Origin of the sequence: Deinococcus frigens DSM 12807 (assembly GCF_000701425.1) — a bacterium.
GTDB lineage: Bacteria > Deinococcota > Deinococci > Deinococcales > Deinococcaceae > Deinococcus > Deinococcus frigens.
Genome location: NZ_JNIW01000036.1, coordinates 19324 through 37357, shown reverse-complemented (window position 1 = coordinate 37357; position 18034 = coordinate 19324). Strand labels below are relative to the sequence as shown.

General features: G+C 66.5%; 19 protein-coding genes and 1 pseudogene. 8 read left to right on the top strand and 12 right to left on the bottom strand.

The genetic code is table 11. The annotated features are described in order from the left end of the window. From Q322_RS23415 to Q322_RS23400, 9 genes and pseudogenes are all read right to left on the bottom strand, one after another. A pseudogene (locus Q322_RS23415) lies at positions 1 to 240 on the bottom strand (IS630 family transposase); the annotation flags it as partial. Positions 241 to 321: 81 nt separating this feature from the next. Beyond that, positions 322 to 1308, bottom strand: coding sequence for a hypothetical protein (locus Q322_RS0112845; RefSeq protein WP_029478312.1), 987 nt, complete (start codon positions 1306 to 1308; stop codon positions 322 to 324). Beyond that, entirely contained in the window at positions 1298 to 1507 is a 210-nt protein-coding gene (locus tag Q322_RS23410; protein WP_156953041.1) for a hypothetical protein, read from the bottom strand. The genes Q322_RS0112845 and Q322_RS23410 overlap by 11 nt, the downstream gene beginning before the upstream one ends. Continuing rightward, positions 1504 to 1761 carry a hypothetical protein gene (locus Q322_RS0112835; RefSeq protein ID WP_029478310.1) on the bottom strand — a complete coding sequence of 86 codons (258 nt, stop codon included), beginning with the start codon at positions 1759 to 1761 and terminating at the stop codon, positions 1504 to 1506. The genes Q322_RS23410 and Q322_RS0112835 overlap by 4 nt, the downstream gene beginning before the upstream one ends. Positions 1762 to 2236: 475 nt before the next feature. Then, positions 2237 to 4897 (bottom strand): DUF3987 domain-containing protein, encoded by a 2661-nt coding sequence (locus tag Q322_RS0112830; protein ID WP_029478309.1) that lies wholly within the window; start codon positions 4895 to 4897, stop codon positions 2237 to 2239. Continuing rightward, the gene (locus Q322_RS0112825; RefSeq protein ID WP_029478308.1) at positions 4894 to 5430 is read right to left on the bottom strand and encodes a helix-turn-helix domain-containing protein; all 537 of its coding nucleotides are present in this window, start codon (positions 5428 to 5430) and stop codon (positions 4894 to 4896) included. Before Q322_RS0112825 ends, Q322_RS0112830 begins: the two co-directional genes overlap by 4 nt. After that, positions 5427 to 5651, bottom strand: coding sequence for a hypothetical protein (locus tag Q322_RS23875; protein WP_029478307.1), 225 nt, complete (start codon positions 5649 to 5651; stop codon positions 5427 to 5429). Before Q322_RS23875 ends, Q322_RS0112825 begins: the two co-directional genes overlap by 4 nt. A 379-nt stretch (positions 5652 to 6030) precedes the next feature. Next, positions 6031 to 6321: a helix-turn-helix domain-containing protein gene (locus Q322_RS0112815; RefSeq protein ID WP_029478306.1), complete on the bottom strand. Its 291-nt coding sequence runs from the start codon at positions 6319 to 6321 to the stop codon at positions 6031 to 6033. Between the two features lie 152 nt (positions 6322 to 6473). Further along, entirely contained in the window at positions 6474 to 6704 is a 231-nt protein-coding gene (locus tag Q322_RS23400) for a hypothetical protein (protein ID WP_156953040.1), read from the bottom strand. Between the two features lie 1723 nt (positions 6705 to 8427). On the opposite strand from Q322_RS23400, the gene wecB reads away from it, so the two are divergent. From wecB to Q322_RS0112800, 3 genes are all read left to right on the top strand, one after another. Continuing rightward, complete coding sequence (wecB, locus tag Q322_RS0112810; RefSeq protein ID WP_029478305.1) at positions 8428 to 9564, top strand: non-hydrolyzing UDP-N-acetylglucosamine 2-epimerase; 1137 nt, start codon at positions 8428 to 8430, stop codon at positions 9562 to 9564. Positions 9565 to 9610: 46 nt separating this feature from the next. Then, positions 9611 to 10546, top strand: coding sequence for a diacylglycerol/lipid kinase family protein (locus tag Q322_RS0112805; RefSeq protein WP_029478304.1), 936 nt, complete (start codon positions 9611 to 9613; stop codon positions 10544 to 10546). A 125-nt stretch (positions 10547 to 10671) separates the two neighbouring features. After that, on the top strand, positions 10672 to 10992 hold the full coding sequence (locus tag Q322_RS0112800) for a hypothetical protein (RefSeq protein ID WP_029478303.1): 321 nt from the start codon (positions 10672 to 10674) through the stop codon (positions 10990 to 10992). A gap of 141 nt (positions 10993 to 11133) precedes the next feature. Here Q322_RS0112800 and Q322_RS0112795 read toward each other — a convergent pair whose 3' ends face one another. After that, positions 11134 to 11538, bottom strand: a complete 405-nt coding sequence (locus tag Q322_RS0112795; protein ID WP_029478302.1) for a YchJ family protein — start codon at positions 11536 to 11538, stop codon at positions 11134 to 11136. 148 nt (positions 11539 to 11686) lie between these two features. On the opposite strand from Q322_RS0112795, the gene Q322_RS0112790 reads away from it, so the two are divergent. Continuing rightward, positions 11687 to 12508: a TrmH family RNA methyltransferase gene (locus Q322_RS0112790; RefSeq protein WP_029478301.1), complete on the top strand. Its 822-nt coding sequence runs from the start codon at positions 11687 to 11689 to the stop codon at positions 12506 to 12508. Positions 12509 to 12707: 199 nt separating this feature from the next. On the opposite strand, the gene Q322_RS23870 is transcribed toward Q322_RS0112790, so the two are convergent. Beyond that, positions 12708 to 13571: a hypothetical protein gene (locus tag Q322_RS23870; protein WP_029478300.1), complete on the bottom strand. Its 864-nt coding sequence runs from the start codon at positions 13569 to 13571 to the stop codon at positions 12708 to 12710. 103 nt (positions 13572 to 13674) lie between these two features. Here Q322_RS23870 and Q322_RS0112780 point away from each other — a divergent pair, with 103 nt between their 5' ends. From Q322_RS0112780 to Q322_RS0112770, 3 genes are all read left to right on the top strand, one after another. Further along, positions 13675 to 13995, top strand: a complete 321-nt coding sequence (locus Q322_RS0112780; protein ID WP_029478299.1) for a GNAT family N-acetyltransferase — start codon at positions 13675 to 13677, stop codon at positions 13993 to 13995. Between the two features lie 170 nt (positions 13996 to 14165). After that, entirely contained in the window at positions 14166 to 15023 is an 858-nt protein-coding gene (locus tag Q322_RS0112775; protein WP_029478298.1) for an MBL fold metallo-hydrolase, read from the top strand. Positions 15024 to 15164: 141 nt separating this feature from the next. Then, entirely contained in the window at positions 15165 to 16580 is a 1416-nt protein-coding gene (locus tag Q322_RS0112770) for an MATE family efflux transporter (RefSeq protein WP_029478297.1), read from the top strand. 61 nt (positions 16581 to 16641) lie between these two features. Here the strand turns inward: Q322_RS0112770 and wrbA are convergent, their stop codons facing one another. Further along, positions 16642 to 17262 carry an NAD(P)H:quinone oxidoreductase gene (gene wrbA, locus Q322_RS0112765; RefSeq protein WP_029478296.1) on the bottom strand — a complete coding sequence of 207 codons (621 nt, stop codon included), beginning with the start codon at positions 17260 to 17262 and terminating at the stop codon, positions 16642 to 16644. A gap of 187 nt (positions 17263 to 17449) precedes the next feature. Here wrbA and Q322_RS0112760 point away from each other — a divergent pair, with 187 nt between their 5' ends. Then, a complete protein-coding gene (locus tag Q322_RS0112760) occupies positions 17450 to 17935 on the top strand; it encodes an SHOCT domain-containing protein (protein WP_029478295.1) in 486 nt (161 codons plus the stop codon). Positions 17936 to 18034 lie beyond the last annotated feature (99 nt).

The following is an 18034-nucleotide window of genomic DNA, read 5'->3' as shown; positions in this document are numbered from 1 at the left end:
GCGAAGCTGCTCGAGTTGGCTGGAGGTCAGACGTGATGGACGTCCTGGAGCGACGGTGGCCTGCAGCGTGCCGATCTTTTTGAGCCGGGCGCTCCAAGTGGTGACGGTGAGGACAGACACGCCAAAATGTTCGGCAATCTCGCGGTGCGTCTGGGTGCCGCGTTGAAGCCATTCGGCAGCGGCCAGTCGGCGTTCCTCAAGCTGGGCGCGGGAATACCGTGAAGGTTGCCATTCGGCCATGCCATTAGAGTATCAGGCTGTATTTACGCCGTGATCAATAAGGGGGTTCTGACGTTTCAAACGCAAGTATTCCCCCGCCGTTCATTCCCCCCGCTCATCCAACACGCCCCGCAGTGGGGGCGGCCCAGCTCGCCCGGCCCGTGCATCCCGCGCCGCTTCCAGGTCATGCAAGGCGCGGTACAGCACCCGCTCTAGGTGAGCTTCATAACGCGTGACCTTCTCTAGTTCCTTCTCACTGGGCAGCGCTGCCAATGCGAGGGCGTCAGCCTGGGCGCTCAGGGCCTCGCGTATGACCGCCCGCACCTGGGCCGCCTTCTGCCGCTCGCGGGCCGCGTCCCCGTCCAGAATCCGCCCGGCAGACTCGCCCAGCCGCTCGCGGTAGAGGGTCAACAGCCCCGGCATTTCTTCCGGCTCATAGTTCCATTCTTCATCCTCTACACTCGCCCCCTCACCCCGTTTGGGCGCGCGTCCGGTCATGGCCCGCACAATCTGAGCGCCGGACACCCTGACCCCCCTCAGCGCTGCCCCCAGTGCCTCGCCCAGCGGGTAAGCCTGATTTACAGTGCACCCCTCAGCGCTGCCGCCCGCCGCGATTCTCTCAAGGTAGGCCGCGCCCGCCTCATAGTCCTGGGCGCAGTGTTCCGCCGCCTGAGGGTCTGAGCGCAGGGTGTCCAGTGTTTCCCCAGTCAGGCGGCTCAGCGTTTGCAGTGCGTCATGGGCCTGTTTTGCCGCGCTTCCCAGCAGAAAGGGGTTTGTCTCGCCCGCGAGTTGCTGGGCCGCCTCGCGCCGTTTGGTGCTCGACTGGGCCGCTTCATACCGCGCTACCCGGTCCAGTCGCCACAGGGCGAGGGCCGCGCGGTCAGCGAGGCGCTGCTCTAGGTAGCCCTGGGCACCGCTCGCGGTCCTGACTTGCTCGACGTGCTGGGCGTACCCCTCGCGCTCATCCGGGGGCACATGCTGGGCGGTCATGCCATGCGTGACCCCGTTCAGTGCCCGCTTATCCGGTTCAGGGGGCAGCAGCTCGCCCACCTGGGCGTGTCCCGTTTGCTTTGTAGTTTCACCGGTCATGCTTCACCCCTTCCTCTGTTCCTTCCAGCACCCGTAGAGCCTTCTCTAGCTGGGCCGTGACATGGTGCGCCGCCGCTGCCCTGAGTGCCGCCGCCCGCTGGGGGGTGCGGGCATAGTGCGAGGCCAGCGCGAGGCGTATCCCTTTAGAGAGGCGTTCCCAGATGACCGGATCCACCCGTGCGGGTCGCCTGACCTTCACCCCGCACCCCCAGCGCTGCCCAGGTCTAACCGGGCAACCGCGTTTCTAGCCGCCGTCCATCCCTGGGGCGTCAGCCGCCCGCGAATGTCCAGCGCCCCCAGTCCCTCAGCCGTCACCCGCGCGGTACTTCTGAGGCGCGATATGGGGGCCGCGCGGCTGAGCCGCTGGGCGAGTCCTGCCACCGCCTGACCCTCTACGGTCTGGGCGTACACATCGAGCACCGCCCAGGTGACCGCGTTCATGCGGCCCGTCACGCCTCACCCCCTGGGGGCCGGTCTATGTCTGGGGCCGCGTGTACCCCAGCCCGCAGCGCCCAGCGAGGAAACGGCAAAGTCATACACCGCGCCGCCGCGTGCATGGTGACGCTGACCCGCGAGTGACGCGCCCAGGGTTCAAACGCGCCCCGCCCGTGCGAGCACTCCCCATCCCACCGGCCCTCGCTGGGGGTGGGGGTGAAGGCGCGGCATGTTCCACAGTGACCGCTCATCTCAGCGCGTGCGGTCATGCTGGGCCGCTGACCGGGCCGGGGGCGCGGCGGGGGTGCCTTGACCCCTGGGCCGCTGGGCGGTGCTGGGCGAGGGGTTGGGCTTTTCACCGGCACCGGCAGAACGTCAGAAGGGGCAGCGGGGGCCGTGCCCCTCAGCGGTGCCTCAGCCTGGGCAGCGCTGGGTGTGGGGATACCCTCGCCACGCGCGGCCCGTAGACGGCTCAAAAGGTCAGCGGTCAGGGTCACAGCTCGCCCCCTTCCGGTTCCTGGGCGTCGAGTGCCTGGGGGTGGATTCTCAGCATGGGCGAGGGACGCCCCCCCCGCTCGCCCGCTGGGGGCAGCTTTTCAACCCTGACCGCGCCGCACCCTTCCAACAGCTCTAGCGCCGCCGTCAATCTGGGGCCGGTCATGCCCGCCTTCCCCTGGGCGAGCGCGGCCCGTACCTCGCTGACCTTCTGGGCGTCCCGCACACTGCCGCGCTCTATGAACCGGAGCACCTCGCGGGCGTCTAGTACGTCCCGCCGCCGTCCCTCACTCCACAGCTTGCGGGCGTGCGGGGTCAGGTACTCACACCACAGCCCCGCCAGCGCTGCCGATTCCTCGCCCACCTGGGCGGGGGCGGGGTGCCGGTCAACCCCCACCTCTGCCACGCTCAGCGCGTGAAACGTCAGGGCGAGCCGGGCAAAGGTGCCGGGCTGTTTGGAGATGTGCGAGCGGTACGCCTCGCCCTTGCTCATGTCCCGTTTTGCCCGCTCATGCGCGACTTCCCAGGCGTTAAACACCGCCTGAGCCTCAGGCGTGTATGTCAGGGGGGCAGCGTCCCCGCTGGGGTATACGCTGCCCAGCACCTCAGCGGTCAGGGTAGGCAACACGTCAAGCACTGCCGCCGCCCCCTCGCGTACCTCGCGGTCTACGCCCCGGTGCTGGGCCTCTTGATTGAACTCAGGCCAGCGGTCAGGCCACACGAAAAGCTGAAAGCGTTGTAACAGACCGTCCCCGCCCTGCCGCTCACCGTCGAGAAGTTTGGTGAGCGGGGCGGGCTGAATGCCGCCCAGCACCCCCACCGCTGCCCCAGGGACGTACAGCGAGGGGCGGCTCATCCGGTCAACCTGTAGCACCGCGTCACCGTTTGCCAGCTCTAGCCACTGCGAGCGGTCATTCTCGCGCCCCGACTTAGCGAATGCGCCCAGCCATGCGGTTAGCTCATCACTAACCTGTGTCAACCCATAGGGGTTTTTATCGATCAAGACGGCAACCGTTTCTATGGTGGCATCCCGCACAGTGAAGCGCAGCGGCTCTAGTTTTGCCTGGGCAGCGCTGAGGTTTTCACTGGCCTCTGCGAGTTCATCCTCGCTGGGGGGGTCACTGGGCTTTGTGCCGCCCTTGTAAGCATTCTTTAGCCTGGTTTGTAGGGCGTCGACTTGGGCTGCCGCTATATCCCGCCGCGCTTCTAACACCGAACGCTCAGCGGCCCGCCGCTCAGCGTCTGCCCGTTCAGCCCGATCTAAACCAGCGCTGCCCAGTTTAATAGCCCAGGATTTTTTAGCCCCAGGCGGGGCGCACAGCGCAGTCCAAGCGGCCCCAGTGGTCGCGGGGTAGGACGGCACATTTCGCAGGCTCAGCCGCCGGTTAATCAGCCCAGAGGCCCCGCCCAGCACGGGGGTAGCAATTCCCTCTAGAGGCAACCCCGCCGCCCGTGCCTCTGCCTCTATCCACGCCGCGAGCGGGCGGGGGAGCAGTTCGCCCGGCAGTTCCGGCACCGGTTCGGTAAAGGGGGGCAGGGGCCGCACCTCGCCCCAGTCCTGGGCGGGCAGGTTGCGAGCGGGCGTGCTTGACTTAACAGTGATCCCCTCAGCGCCGCCCGGCTGGGGCAACCCCAGAAACCGCGCGGCTGCCTTGACCACCTCGCGCACCGCGTCAGGCTGAGCGCGGCCTACGTCGACGCCGTGTTCCAACAGCGCCCAGACTCCAAAGGCGTCACGGGGTACGCCGTCCCCCAGCGGGTCAGCCGCATGGTGGGAATAGACCGCCGCGTGACCTTCTGGGGTCAGGCCGGGCAACAGCCGCACCCCCGCGTGTTTTGACTCTGAGCCGGGATACAGCCAGGGGCCGCGCTCTGGGCCGGTGTAGCCGTGTAGGTTCAACATCGCGCCCACCGTGCGCGAGGTGTTAAAGGCGCTGACCACACTTTCACCGCCCGCCCCGCTGGGGGTGCTGACCCGCTGGGCGCTGGGCGGGGTCACCTCTGCCGGTGCCCAGGGGCACGCCGCCTTCATGACCGGCTCGTAAACTTTCCAGTTCTGCCACAACGTCAGCAGTTCGGGCGGCAGTTCGGGCAGCTCGCCCAGCGAGCGGGGCGCGTTACCACCTTCCCAGGTGTACGCCTGCCCGGTATCCGGGTGAATGCTGGGCGGCATGACGTCCTGAACCGGCCCCGCCCGCAGTTCAAACAGGGTGACATTCTGAACGCGCCCCCCTGGGCCTTTTTTGCCGCTGGGGTCAGGCCAGCCCAGGGCGTGAGGTTTCAGGCTCAGACCATCCGGCACGCGGTACAGCGGCTTAACGCCCCGCCGCCCGCGCACCTTAGGCCCAGAGGCCGCGAGTAGGGCCGCGAGGTCAATCCCCACAGCCGCGAGCGCCCGCGCCGCATACTCGCTATCCACGTCGAGCGCCGCCGTCTGATTCTCACTGTGCAGCAACCCCACCCCGGCCCCAGGGTGTGCGCCCAGGTAATCGCGGGCACCGCTGGGGGTAGTGATGAAGTGCGCGGGGTTTGTATTCCAGCCCTTGACGGTGGGGCCTTTGGTGCCATGAGGCACCGGCACCAGGACGAAACCCCCAGCGGTCAGGCCCTCGACGGCGCGTGTTCTCTCAGCCTCGGGCGTCACGGTGGCCGCCGTCATGACTGACCCCCAGCGCTGCCCAGGTCAGGGAAAAGTGGGGGCATCAGCTCGCCCACGCCCGCCCTCTCGCGTGCCTCGCTCTGGGGTGTGGGCAGCGGGGCGTAAAGAATCTGGTAATCCACCCGCACCCTATAGAGGTCAATCCTCAGGGCCTCCACGCGGGCATAGTCCCGCACCTTTACCGCCTCGACGATCCCGGCACAGACGGGCACCGCCTCAGGCATGAAATAGGTGTCAAAGTTACCCGCGCTGAGCCGGTAGCGGGGGTCATGCCTGAGGGCCGGCCACCTCTCTTTACTGAGGCGGTCATAGGCGAGAATCTGCCGGGCGTCGTACAGCGCAGACATAACCGGCACCGGATGGGGCAGCGTACCCGCATACCGCTCGATTTCCTCAGGCGTCAGCAGATAGCGCCCGTTCTCACGAATGCCCCGCAGCTTGCCCGCCTTGATTAACCGCCTGACGGCGTTCTCAGACTTCATAAGCTCGCGGGCCGCGTCCCTCACTGTCAGCAGTTCATAACCCCGTGTCATCCCTGACCCCCAGCGCTGCCCATGCTTTCCAGCTCGCGCAGCCGCGCCCACTGTGCCGCCTCTATGCGTTCCAGCTCGCCCAGGGCGTCACCCTGCCCGCTCGCCCGCAGTTCTGGGGCCTCGCGCTGTATGTAAGCGGTCAGGTTCGCGTGTTGCTCACACAGTTCCTCGCGCTCGCGTTCAGGCGACGGGGTAAACGGGATGAGGTGCGGGCCGGTCATACAGACCCCGTGCGGGTAGGAGTAGGAGTAGAGAAACCGCGTACCCCAGAAACCCCCCGGCCTATACTCCTACTCCCAGCACCGGGCCGCGCGAGCTTTCCCGCGCTGGGCGCAGGTTGCCGCCCGGTGTCTGAGGTGTAGGGGCGTCGAGTAGGAGTAGGCGAGTAGGTTTCTGATAGGTGCGGGGGTAGGGCGTTTCTACTAAAACCTCCCCCCTTTTTCACCGTGTCAGACGGCAAAAGTGAGTAGAGAATAGGTTTCTGGGGTTTCTGAGGGGCTTTAGAGAGTAGAGAAAAGTGCGCGGCCCCTGACGTGCGCCCTTCCGTTAGAGTGGGGGCAGTCCCGCCCAGCCACCGCCCCGCCGCCCAGCGGGGCCGTTTCATTTCCCGTCCTGCCCGGTGGGGGTCACGGCGCGAATCTCGCGCCATGCGTTCAGGGCCTCGCGGGTAATACGGTACACGGGACGCCCAGGGGTGCCGTAGTCCTCTGCTTTCAGGTGGCCTGACCGGACATCTCGCCTCACGGTGTCCTCTGCGATACGGACAAAGGCGCTCACCTCTGCCACGCTCAGCACGCCCAGGGCGTCAAGCTCAGCGGGGGTCAGGGTGACGGGCTTACGGCCCGTGCGCCTGGGCGTGCGGGGGGTGTTGCTTTTCGTGGATAGGGTCATGCGTGCCTCGCGTGGTCACTTCTGCCCCCCGCTCGCTGGGCGAGGGCAACAGAAGGCGCAAATGCTGGGCAGTCAGGCACCGCTGAGGGTGTCTCTGACTGCCGGGGGCGCTCAGCCGCTCAAAGGGACGCGGGGGCGAGCGCTGCCAGCATTTACAGCGCGGGGGGTGCGAGCGGTGCGGCTGGGGGTACGGCCCGCGCGTACAGCGGGCGGGGTACTCGCATGGGGGGGCGCTGGGGTCTGACGCGGCGGGCGAGTAGGGCGCGGTAGGCGTCACCGCGTTTGATGACCGCCGCGAGTACCGGGGCAAAGGCCGCGCGGTTCTCACAGTAGTAAGCGGCTCTGATCTTGAAATACTCGCGTAGCGCTGGGCGTTCCCCCATGAGGGCCGCAATCCGGCCTACCTTCAGGTCATTAGGTGCAGTTCCAGGCCGCCCCCAGCTCACTAATGCTTCCTGCCATAGCTCAAGCTGAGCGTTATCCCAGGGGCAATCTTCTGTAGGGTCAGTGTCGAGAAGCGTATTCGGAAACAACCGGCACCATTGAGAGCCTTGCCGGTACATCGCCTTATTTGCCGCATCTCGCTTTGCCCATCCTCTCCGCGAGAACTTAAGCGGACGACCAAAGGCTGAGCAATTGCAGATTTGATATATACCGCTGCCAAAATAGGCACGCGTTAACCCTTTGAACGCCTGTCTGACCCGTACCTTCCGAGCTGTACGCCACCGTACCGAGTGCCTGACCCGTCCATGAGCGCTGAGGACAAACCGTGCGAGCGTCCCGCCGTCATTCCCCCCCAGCGCTGCCCCGCCTTCTGCCTGGGCGTCAGTCTGCCGGTGGGCGAGCATGGCCCAGAGGCCCACCTGATAGACCCCAGCGCCCCGCATAGCTATTTGCTTTGCTGCAAACACTCGGAAAGGCTCACGGGGTACCGCCCAGCGTGTAGAGGACACCATGCCTGATTCACGGAATACCACTCGCCCCATGCTGGGCCTTATGCCACCTTTCCAGACCTTTACGGGCATCTGAATGAATTGAAGCGACATAAGCTGAACGCCCTTTACCGTGACCCGGTGCGGCTCTACGGTTGCCCCCGCCTCAGGGACAGTGAAGGCCAGCCCCCGCCGTGCGCCCAAGTGCGCCCAGAGGCCCAGCCGGTAGACCCCAGCGCCGCGCATGACGGCCCGCCTGTAGTGCCGCGCTCGCCATGCCTCAGGGGTGACGGTTAGACCGCTTACAGGGTCAACCATGCCATAGGTATTGACCTCCCAGCTTGACGTTTCAGCAATCGTTATCAGTTCCCCTGTTTCAATCAGTTTGTCTAAATCATGTTCAAACATTTGAAAGTGCCACCTGATGCCCACCCCATACCCGCCCACGTTCAGGCGCGAGGGTGTGACGGTAGGGCGGGGGGCGTTCATGCCCATATAGTACGCGGTTCTACGCTGGGGCGGGGTGAGGTGGGGGCGGATTGCAAACGAATTGCAAACGGGCCGGGCAGAATGACCCCCAGCCGGTACATCCCCAGCGTAAGACAGAAAACATTAAACGCCGCACTGGGCGCATGTTTACCCCTAATCTGCCCACCCCCGACATACCCTGCCTGACACATGTGCATTGTGTTCGTAATCAGTAGGTCGTCCGTTCAACCCGGATCACTGGCTCCAAGAAAATCCCCCGCCTAGCGCGGGGTTTTCGCTTTTGCTCCTTTAACCGAGATCGTCAGAAGAGCCAGAGTGTCACCACCAGAAAAACTGGCCTTGGTCGGACAGACCCGCTGCCTGCGGGAATAGATCGCTCGAATCGTCGGTGTACCGTTTGCCGTTGATCGCGCCTTCGGATTGCCCAGCTTTACGTAGTCGGAGTGGACCGCAACATGGGGGTCACGTCAAGCGGCCTGAGCGTGGTGCAGGAACAGGGATTCGTCTCCCGCGTTGGCGGGCTGCCGGGCCGACATCAGCAGGAGGTTTTGACGCGCCTATACTTTGGATTCGTTCCCTCTGCTCAAACCCAGGTGCGAACGGGTTTTCCAGCAAGATTTTTCGGAAGGCCGCTTGCTCAGCGCGTTCCGCCCCACGTTTCGACGCCCTCCCACAAGGACTCTCCATGACTGACAAACGCATCGTCCTGGCCTTCGGCACCCGCCCGGAAGCCACCAAGATGGCCCCGGTCTACACGGCAGTGGCCGCCCAGCCCGGTCTGCGGCCCCTGATCCTCTCCACCGGCCAGCAGCGCGAGATGCTCGACGGCGCGCTGAAGGTCTTCGGCCTGACGCCGGACCGTGACCTCAACGTGATGACCGAGCGTCAGACCCTCGCGGACCTGACTGCCCGCATCGTCCCACAGGCCGGGCGCGTGCTGCGCGAGATGGGCGCGGATCTGGTGCTGGTCCACGGTGACACCTCCACCTCGTTTTGCGTGGCGCTGTCGGCCTTCTACGAGGGGATTCCGGTGGGCCATGTGGAGGCGGGACTGCGCAGCGGCGATCTGCAAGAACCCTTTCCGGAGGAGGCCAACCGCCGCCTGACCGGCGTGCTGAGTGCGCTGGATTTTGCCCCCACTTCCGGCAGCCGCGCCAACCTGACCCGCGAGGGCAAGTCTGAAGCTGGAATCTTCGTGACCGGACAGACCGCCGTGGACGCCGTGCGCGAGGTAGCCGGGCGCGTGCCGCTGCGCCCCGAGTGGCAGGCGCGGGTGGACGCTGGGCAACCCCTGGTGACCGTCACCATGCACCGCCGCGAGAACCAGCCTGGAATGCGCGAGATGGCAGGGGCGCTGGCGCGGGTGGCGCAGCTCCACCCCGGTCACCATTTCATCTACCCGGTCCATCTCTCGCCCGCCGTGCAGGAGGCCGTACGCCCCGTGCTGGAGGGCGTTCCCAACTTCGAGCTGACCGCCCCGCTGGACTACAACGATATGGCCCCGCTGATGGCCGCCTCGGTGCTGCTCGCCACCGACAGCGGCGGGTTACAGGAGGAGGGCGCGGCCCTGGGCGTGCCGGTGGCGGTCCTCCGCAACGTCACGGAGCGCCCCGAGGGACTGGAGGCGGGCGTATTGAGGCTGGCGGGCAATGATCCGGCGCAGCTCGAAGCCGTGCTGAACGATCTGCTGGACCACCCCGCCACCCTCCAGCAGATGCGCGAGGCACGCAATCCCTACGGCGACGGTCTGGCCGCCGGGCGCATCGCGCGGGCCATCGCGTGGCATTTCGGCCTGGGCGAGCGCCCAGATGACTGGAACTGACGACTGGAGCTGAAGTCCCCTCTCCAGCGCGTATGATGTGCTTCTCGTGAGCGTTCCTGAATCCTCGGTTCCCCCGCTGGCCGTCGTCCTCAATCCCAATGCGGGCGGGGGGCTGGCGTTGCGCGAGTGGCCGCGCCTGGAAGCCGAGCTGAGGCGGCGCGACCAGCCCTTCGAGCTGATCCTGGAAGACAGCGGTGAGGACGCCCTGGCCCGCATCCAGGCGTTGCCGCCCCGGATTGGCGTGCTGGCCGTGGGCGGCGACGGCACGGTGGGCGCGCTGCTGCCCGCGCTGGTGTCGGTGCCGAAGCGCCAGGGCCGTCCGCTGGCGGTGGTCCCGCTGGGGACTGGCAACGACTTTGCGGGCATGCTGGGCCTCAAAACCGGACACTTCGCCGAGGCGCTGGACCGCCTGAGCTTTCAGCCCCGCGATGTGGACGCGCTGGAGGTCCGCATTCTGGAAGGCGACGGCGCGGGCCGCAGCCATATTTTGCTGAACGGCCTGGGCCTGGGCTTTGACGCCGCCGTGACCGCCAACATGGCCCGTGCCCCCGCCCGGTTTCAGGGCTTCGCGCGCTACGCGTGGTCCGCCGTCGCCACCGTCCGCGAGCTGCATCTGGCCGAGGTGCAGATCACGCTGGACGGCCAGCACTTTTATGACGGCCCCAGCCCCATCGTGGCGGTCATGAACGGCACGCGCTACGGCGGCGGCTTTCAGATCAGCCCCCGATCTGATCCGCGCGACGGTCTGCTAAATGTGGTGGCGGGCGGCCCGGTGAACCGCCTTCAACTGATGGGGCTGATGTTGCGGGTGCTGCGCGGCACCCATCTGGACCAGCCGCAGGTCCACACGGCGCAGGGCCAGGAGGTCACGGTGCGCTGGGATGCGCCCACGCCGCTGCACCTGGACGGCGATCTGCACGGCCAGGTGACCGCGATCCGGGTTCGGGTGTTAAAGGGTGCTGTGAGGTTGCTGAATGCGTGAGGCGGGCGCTGTGACTCCCCGTCACAAGTGGTGACCTGAAACAGCAAGTCGGTCCCTGTAGGGTGCTGTCTGCGGTGAAAATGCCTCACCGAAATCGGCCCCTTCGGGACACCTTGAAGACCACGATGCAGTCTGCCTGCCCCATCGACGCCCTCCACTTGGCCTTCGTCTGCCTGTCCGTTCTGGAATTTGACGCCACCTGGATTAGCCAGCCGCACGTTCGGACCACAGGCAGGATCACGGCGGCACTGAATGCGGCGGCCCGTGGGGTGGGCTGCCGTCTCTATTCCTCCGCTACCTACCTGCGCTCGGAAGGGAGCCGCAACTACTTCTCCGGGGGTGTTCTGGTGAGTTGCGGTCCCGATCATGCCCATGACGACTTTGAGCATGACGACTTCGAGAGTGAACCCCAGGTTGCAAACGTATCTGCTGGTCGAGCACGCTGAACGCTGCGTGGAGGCCCACGGGCGACAGGGCGGAGCATCAGGTAACTGAAGAATTTAGGGGGAGAGGGCGCACTTGAATTGCAGTGTCTAAATCGCGCCCTCTGGCTTGAAGAAATCTATATCGGCGTGTCGGGCTGATGTTCACCCTTCTGGCGTGTCCAGAGTCGGTGGCGTCACGTCGTCCACGTACAGCCAGCGCCCGTCCACCTGTTCGAACAGACTGCGTTCGCGCAGCACGTACTGCTCGCCCCGGTTCACTTTCAGGGCGGCGCTGAATTCCACCTCGTTGCCACGCGCCTCATAGATTTTCAGCGACAGGTAACGGGTCCCTGCATTCAGGTGCAGCTCGGGCGGGCGGGTGGCCGGATGCCAGGTATCCAGCACATAGGCGGCGTTGCCCAGCGCGTAGGCACAGTACCGTGAGCGCATCAGCGCTTCCGGGGTGGGCGCGGGCCGCGCCCCGTCGTGTGCCGGGCCGCAGCAGTGGGCGTAACTGCGCCCGGAGCCGCACGGGCAGGACTTGAACGGGGGATACGCCAGCGGCATGCGGTCAAGCTAACGCAAAGGCGTGGGCCAGGTGGGGTCAGGTGAACCGGGTACAGCGCGTACTGGGGCCGCAGAACGCAACAGGTGCTGGCCAGACGCGCGCCACGGTCACGCAATGAACTGGGTGGGTCCGGCATAATGGCCCCGGATGACCCGCGCCGATCCCATCACCTCGTTGCAAAATCCGCAGATCAAACGGCTGGTTCGCCTGCACGCCCGGCGTGGCCGCGAGCAGGAGGGCGTCATCCTGATCGAGGGCACGCGGGAGCTGTCGCGAGCACTGGCCGCTGGCGTGCAGCCCACGGAAGTCTTTAGTTGCCCCGAACTGCACAGCCCCGAGGCCGCCGAAGTCGCCCCCCTGTTGCCGACCGCGCCCACCCTGCTGTCGCCCGCCGCCTTTGCAAAGGTCAGCGGACGCGAGCATCCCGACGGACTGCTGGGGGTGGCCCCCCGGCCCGTGACTGCACTGCCCGGTCTGCCGGGTGACGCTGTGGTGGTGGTGCTGGACGGCCTGGAGAAGCCCGGCAACGTGGGCGCGATCCTGCGGACGGCGGACGCCTCGGGCGCGGCGGCGGTGCTGGTGCTGGGGCGCGGCGCGGACCCCTACGGCCCCAACGTGATCCGCGCCAGCCAGGGCAGCGTGTTCGCCCTGCCGGTGGCCGCGCTGGACGAGCATGAGGCCCACGCGTATCTGGCGGCACAGGGCTGCGTGACGGTGGCCTGCACCCCCGACGCGCCGACGGTGTACTGGGACGCGCCGCTGACGGGGCGGGTGGCGCTGCTGCTGGGCACCGAACACGGGGGGCTGCCCCCACACTGGAGGAACGGTGGCCATTACAACGGCGGTCTGAGCGTCCGCATTCCCATGCAGCCCGGCAGCGGGGCCGACAGCCTGAACGTGTCCACCGCCGCCGCGCTGATGTTGTTTGAAGTCGTTCGCCAGCGCCGGGTCAGTGGGGAAAATCCTTGAGCCACGATCCATACCGCGAGTGGCTGCGGACGTGCCTGGGCCAGGAGCTGAGGACGCACGGGGCCGAGACAGCCATTCAGGGCGCGGTGCAGCGGCGGGGCTGGCCTGCCCTGCACACGATGGGGCCGCGCGACGTGGTGGCCGTGTTGCAAGACGTCTACAGCGGACTGCGCCAGACCGCTGGGGACACCCGCGCCGATCACTGGCTGCAAAACGCTACCGCGAACCTGGCCGAGCACGCCCAGTCGGTGCCGGTGCCCGCCCAGCCCACCCCCGGCCCGCTGGCCCCCGAAGCGCTGCCGACGCCCACGCCGCAGCCCTGGGGACGGCGCGCACATGACCTGCCCCTGCTGCTGGCCCGCGCCCAGGCCGAGATCGCGGGCCGAAGCAGCCAACGGGCGAGTGGGACGTGCAGGCCGTCCTGGCCGAGGTGCGCCGCTGGGAGGCCGAGGAACTGCTGAGCAGCCTGCGGGCCGATCACGCGCGCACCGAGGTGGCCGACGCCGTGGCCGTGGCCGCCGCGCAGGCCGGGTGGCTGCGCCTGAACGTCCGTGACCAGGCCGGGATGGGGGCGGGCCACCAGGGCAGCGCCCAGCTCGCCCACGCCCGCCTGACCCTGACCCAGTTGGAGGCATTCCTGACGGCCTTTCTGCCGCTGATCGATCCTGGCGACGCCGACCAGCCGCTGCCCTCGCCCGACGCACGCCTGGACCGCGATTTCTTCTCGCTGGAGGTGCCGCTGAATCCGGCGGTGTTGCGCGCCCGCCACACCCTCAAGCTGGCGCAGTGGCAGGCCGATGTCGGGCCGCAAGCGGGGGCCGCCGTCACCCAGGCCGGGCATGCCCTGGAGGCCGCCCGCGCCGCCCAGGCCAGATTCGCGCCGCTGCGGCGTCAGGTAGAGGCGCTGGAAGAACGCCTGAAGGTGCTGGACCAACCGGGGGGCGATCCCCTGAGTCTGGCCCGCGCGCGCCTGGAATGGGGGCAGGTGCGCGCAGCAGCCCGTGTCCAGGCCCACCTGCTGGAACAGGCTCTGCGTGCGTCTGATAGAGGCCCTGGTGAACATGCCCGAAGCTCTGGATGGGGCGGTCGGCCAGACCAGACCAACGGCAAAGAATCTTCAAGCCTGTCCGCGCCTGCCCGAGCGCCTGCTGCTTTATCATGGGGCCATGACCAGCGATTCGGACAGGATCACCTTCAAGGACAACGAGGCCGCGCAGCAGTACGAGGTCTACGTGGACGGCAAGTTGGCAGGTCACGCCGAGTACCGCCCGCTCTCCGACGCCCGTCTGCTGCCCCACACCGAAGTGGACGAGCAGTACGGGGGCCAGGGCATCGGCTCCAGACTGGTGAAGTTCGTGCTGGATGATCTGCGGGAGCGTGGGCTGAACGCCGTGCCGACCTGTCCCTTCGTCGCCGACTACATCCGCAAGCACCCCAAATATCTGGAGTTGGTCCAGCCAGAGCAGCGGCGGACGCTGGGGCTGTAGACCAGCCGGGCCATGCTTGACGTAGGACATTTGTTGGAAGAGTGCTCCACTGATGACCGAACGGACTGAGTAGATTTGACTGAGCGTTTGGGAGGATGCACGCGTTCAGTTCTCCTTGTTTCTAACGCTGTGATTCGGACAAATGCTCTAACGTTTGTTAGTCTGGTCTGATGGTCTGGAACCACACGCGGCAGATTGGAGAAGTACAGGTGACCAGCCTCACGGATGGCGTCTTTGGTCTGGACGGCGGCGCAATGTTTGGCAGTGTGCCCAAGGCGCTGTGGGAGCGGGTGGCCCCGGCAGACGAGCAGAACCGCATTCAGCTCAGGATCAATCCGCTGCTGGTCCAGATGGGCGGCGAGAACATCCTGATCGAGACGGGCTTCTGGGACCGGGGCGGCGAAAAATTCGAGTCGATCTACAGCCTGGACCGCGACGAGACGGTGTTCCGGGGCCTGGAAGGCGCGGGCCTGACCCCCGGCGACATCCATCTGGTGATCAATACCCACCTCCACTTCGATCATGCCGGGCGCAACACCACCGCGCTGAACGAACCGACGTTCCCGAATGCCCGTTACGCCGTGCAGCGGCGCGAGCTGGCCGACGCCCGCCACACCCACGAGCGCAGCCGCGCCAGCTACGTACCGGACACCTTCGAATCCATCGCCGATGCCGGGCTGTTCGATCTGATCGACGGCGAACACGAGCTGCGCCCCGGAGTGACCGTGCTGCCCCTGCCCGGTCACAACCTGGGCCAGCACGGCGTGGTCCTGCGAAACGGCGGTCAGACGCTGGTGTATGTCGCTGACCTGGTTCCCACGCTGGCCCACATGCCCACGCCGTACATCATGGGGTATGACCTCTATCCCGTGACCACCCTGGAAACCCGCAAAACGTACCTGCCCCAGTGGTTCGAGCAGGGAGCGATCATCTGCACGCCGCACGATCCGCAGACGCCGTTCGCCCGCTTGCAGGAGAACCCGAAGGGCGGCTTCGTAGCGGTGCCGGATGAGGGTCGAACGGTCTAGCAGCTAAACGATCTGACCGCAAACCTGAATGCCTGATGTTCTGCGGTTAGACCTTGAGACGGTAGGACCGGTTGACTGCGCGTGCTCCCTCCGCCATCTGGCCGATTTATCCCGGCCTCAGACGGTGTACTGTGGCGCGTTATGTCTGCCGTTCCCACCCTTGCCCCGCCCTCTGCAAAGATCAAGTCTCCAATGCGCGAGATCGCGTCCATCGCCGTCCCCGTCAGCCTGGAGATGGTCATTCAACTGCTGCTGACCTTTATCAATCAGGTTATCGTGGGGGCGCTGGGGGCGGTGGCGGTGGCGGCGGTGGGGCTGACGGGCAGCCTCAGCTTTCTGTTCTTCGTCACGCTGGGGGCGCTGGGATCGGGGACCAGCATTTTAATTGCGCGGCGGGCCGGGGCGGGTGACCGCGCGGGCGTCAATCAGACCCTCAGCGTTACGCTGGCGGTCAGCGTGGTGCTGGCGGGCGTGCTGACGGTGCCCATCATCCTGAACGCCGAGGGGCTATTGCAACTGGCGGGCGGCGCGGCGGACGTGACCCGCACCGCCGTGCCGTACATGCAGGTGGGCATGCTGGCCCTGGTGCCGGGGGTGCTGGGCTGGATCTTCAGCGGGGCGCTGCGTTCGCTGGGCCACGCCCGCACGCCGCTGGTGGTCACCATTTTCACAGTGGTGATCGAAAGCCTCGCGGCCTACGGTCTGGTCTTTGGCGTCGGGCCGCTGCCGCAACTGGGCGTGGTGGGGGCAGCCTGGGCGCTGGTGATTGCCAATGTACTCAAGGCCGCGCTGCTGGCCTATCAGGTGTATGGGCCGCGCCATCTGGCCGCGCTGCAGTTTCCCACCCGCGCCGCGTTGCGCGCCATCGCCGGGCCGCTGATCGCCCTGAGCGCGCCGCTGGCGTTTACCGAATTCGCGTGGAGTCTGGGCAACTTCATGTACGCCGCCGTCTTTGCCCGCGTAGGCACGGTGGCGCTGGCGGCCAGCCAGATCGTGGCCACGCTGGAAGGCATCTTTATCGTCGGCTCTTTCGGTCTGATGAGTTCGGCCACCGTGTTCATCGGGCGTTCGCTGGGGCGGGGGGACGCGGCGGGGGCACAACTGTGGCTGGCGCGCATCGCCCGCGCGGGACTGGTCACTGGCCTGGGTTTCGGCGCGCTGTTCGCCCTAAGCGCCCTCATCGTTCCTGGCCTGTTTCCAAAGGTGGGCGCGGCAGTCCACCACATCGCCCTGATCGGTATTCTGATCAACGCCAGCACGCAGATTTTCAAGGTTCGCAACATGATCGTCGGCGGCGGCATCCTGCCCAGCGCGGGCGATGGGAAGGGCATCATCATCGGCGATGTGGTGGGTGCCTTCGTGATCGGGCTGCCGCTGGCCATCTGGCTGGGGCTGTACACGCCGCTGGGGGTCTGGGGCGTGTTTATCGCGCGTGGCCTGGAGGAAGTCGTCAAATCGGGCATCTTCGAGTGGAGACGCCGCCGCGTGAACTGGGAGAGGCTGGCGCAGGAGCAACGCGGTAAGGGTGAAGATACCGACCGGTTGGCCGCGCACTGACGGTTGAAACGACGAAGGGGAGGCTGGTCATTTGCGGCCTCGCCTCCCCTTCAGCCTGTCCTTACTGCAATTTCGCCGTGATCTCCACCTGCCGCTTCGCCTGGTGCCGGATGCTGGCCTTGTCGGTGTCGCTCAGGCCCTCGCCGGTGGCCGAGACGCTCGCGCCGTAGGGGTTGCCTCCCGAGGCGAAGATCACCGGATCGGTGTAGCCGGGCGGCACCAGAATCGCGCCCCAGTGCATGGCGGTGATGTACAGCGTCTGCGAGGTGGTTTCCTGGCCGCCGTTGGCGTTCTGGGCGCTGGTCATGGCACTGAAGGTCTTGTCGGCCAGCTTGCCGGTCCCCCACAACCCGCCCAGCGTGTCGATAAAGGTCCGCACCTGGCTGGCCGCGCCGCCAAACCGGGTGGGCGAGCTGATTAAAATGGCGTTGGCCCATTCCAGATCCTCGGGGCTGGCGGTGGGCACGTTGGCGCTACGCTCCTGCTGGGCCTTCCAGGCGTCCTGACCGTTCACCACATCCTGCGGGGCGGTTTCCTGAACCTTCAGCACCCGCACCTCGGCCCCGGCGGCGCGGGCAGCCTCGGCAGCCTCGTTCGCCATCGCGTGGTTGGTGCCGTAGGTAGAGTAGTAGACGATGGCGAGCTTAACCGCTTTGGAATCTGTTGCGCTTGGATTTGTCATGCTTCCAGCATAGACCCTGAGGCCGGGCCATTCAACATTGAGGGAACTGTTGTGGGCGGCCTGGCAGTTCCGTTCACACAGCGTTCACGCACCCTCCCCGCGCGCTTCATGCACCTGGGCCTACCTTCTGTTTCAAGGAACGGAACCGCACCGCGCGGCCCGTCATCAAGACACAGGAGAAACGAATATGGACGTCATCATCAACAACCCCGCCGTCCCGCAAGTTCAGTACACCCCCTTGACCCAGACCCCCGCCGGGTACGGTCCGGGGTATGGCCCCGGCTACGGCGATCACCACGGCGGCCCTGGCTTTCTGCTTCCGCTGCTGCTGCTCGGCGGCTTTCTGTTCTTCCGGGCAGGAGGCCGTCGCCGCTGGGCCAGACGGCAGCAGATGCAGCGCCCGAACACGGCGGATGGCCCGGCCCCCACTTCACCGCGTGACGACTGGCACCTGCGCGAAGACCCCCGCGAGGACATGCGCGACATGTTCCGGCGGGGCCGCGAGAAGTTCTTCGGGGACGGTGCGCTCGGAATCGCCCGCGAACGGTATGCCCGGGGCGAGATCAACGCCGACGAATACGAGAATCTGCGCCGCACCCTGGGTGGCGAGGATGAACCGCAGGGGCCGGACCTGAGCAAGCCGGAGGCCGGCGATGATGGGCTGAAACTCTGAGGGCAGGCCAGGGGCTTCGGAGGTGCAGGGGCGTGCAACTACGCCTTTGCTCCCCCGCCCCTTTTGGGGGACCTCTCCTCGGCAGGCAGGCCAGGAGAC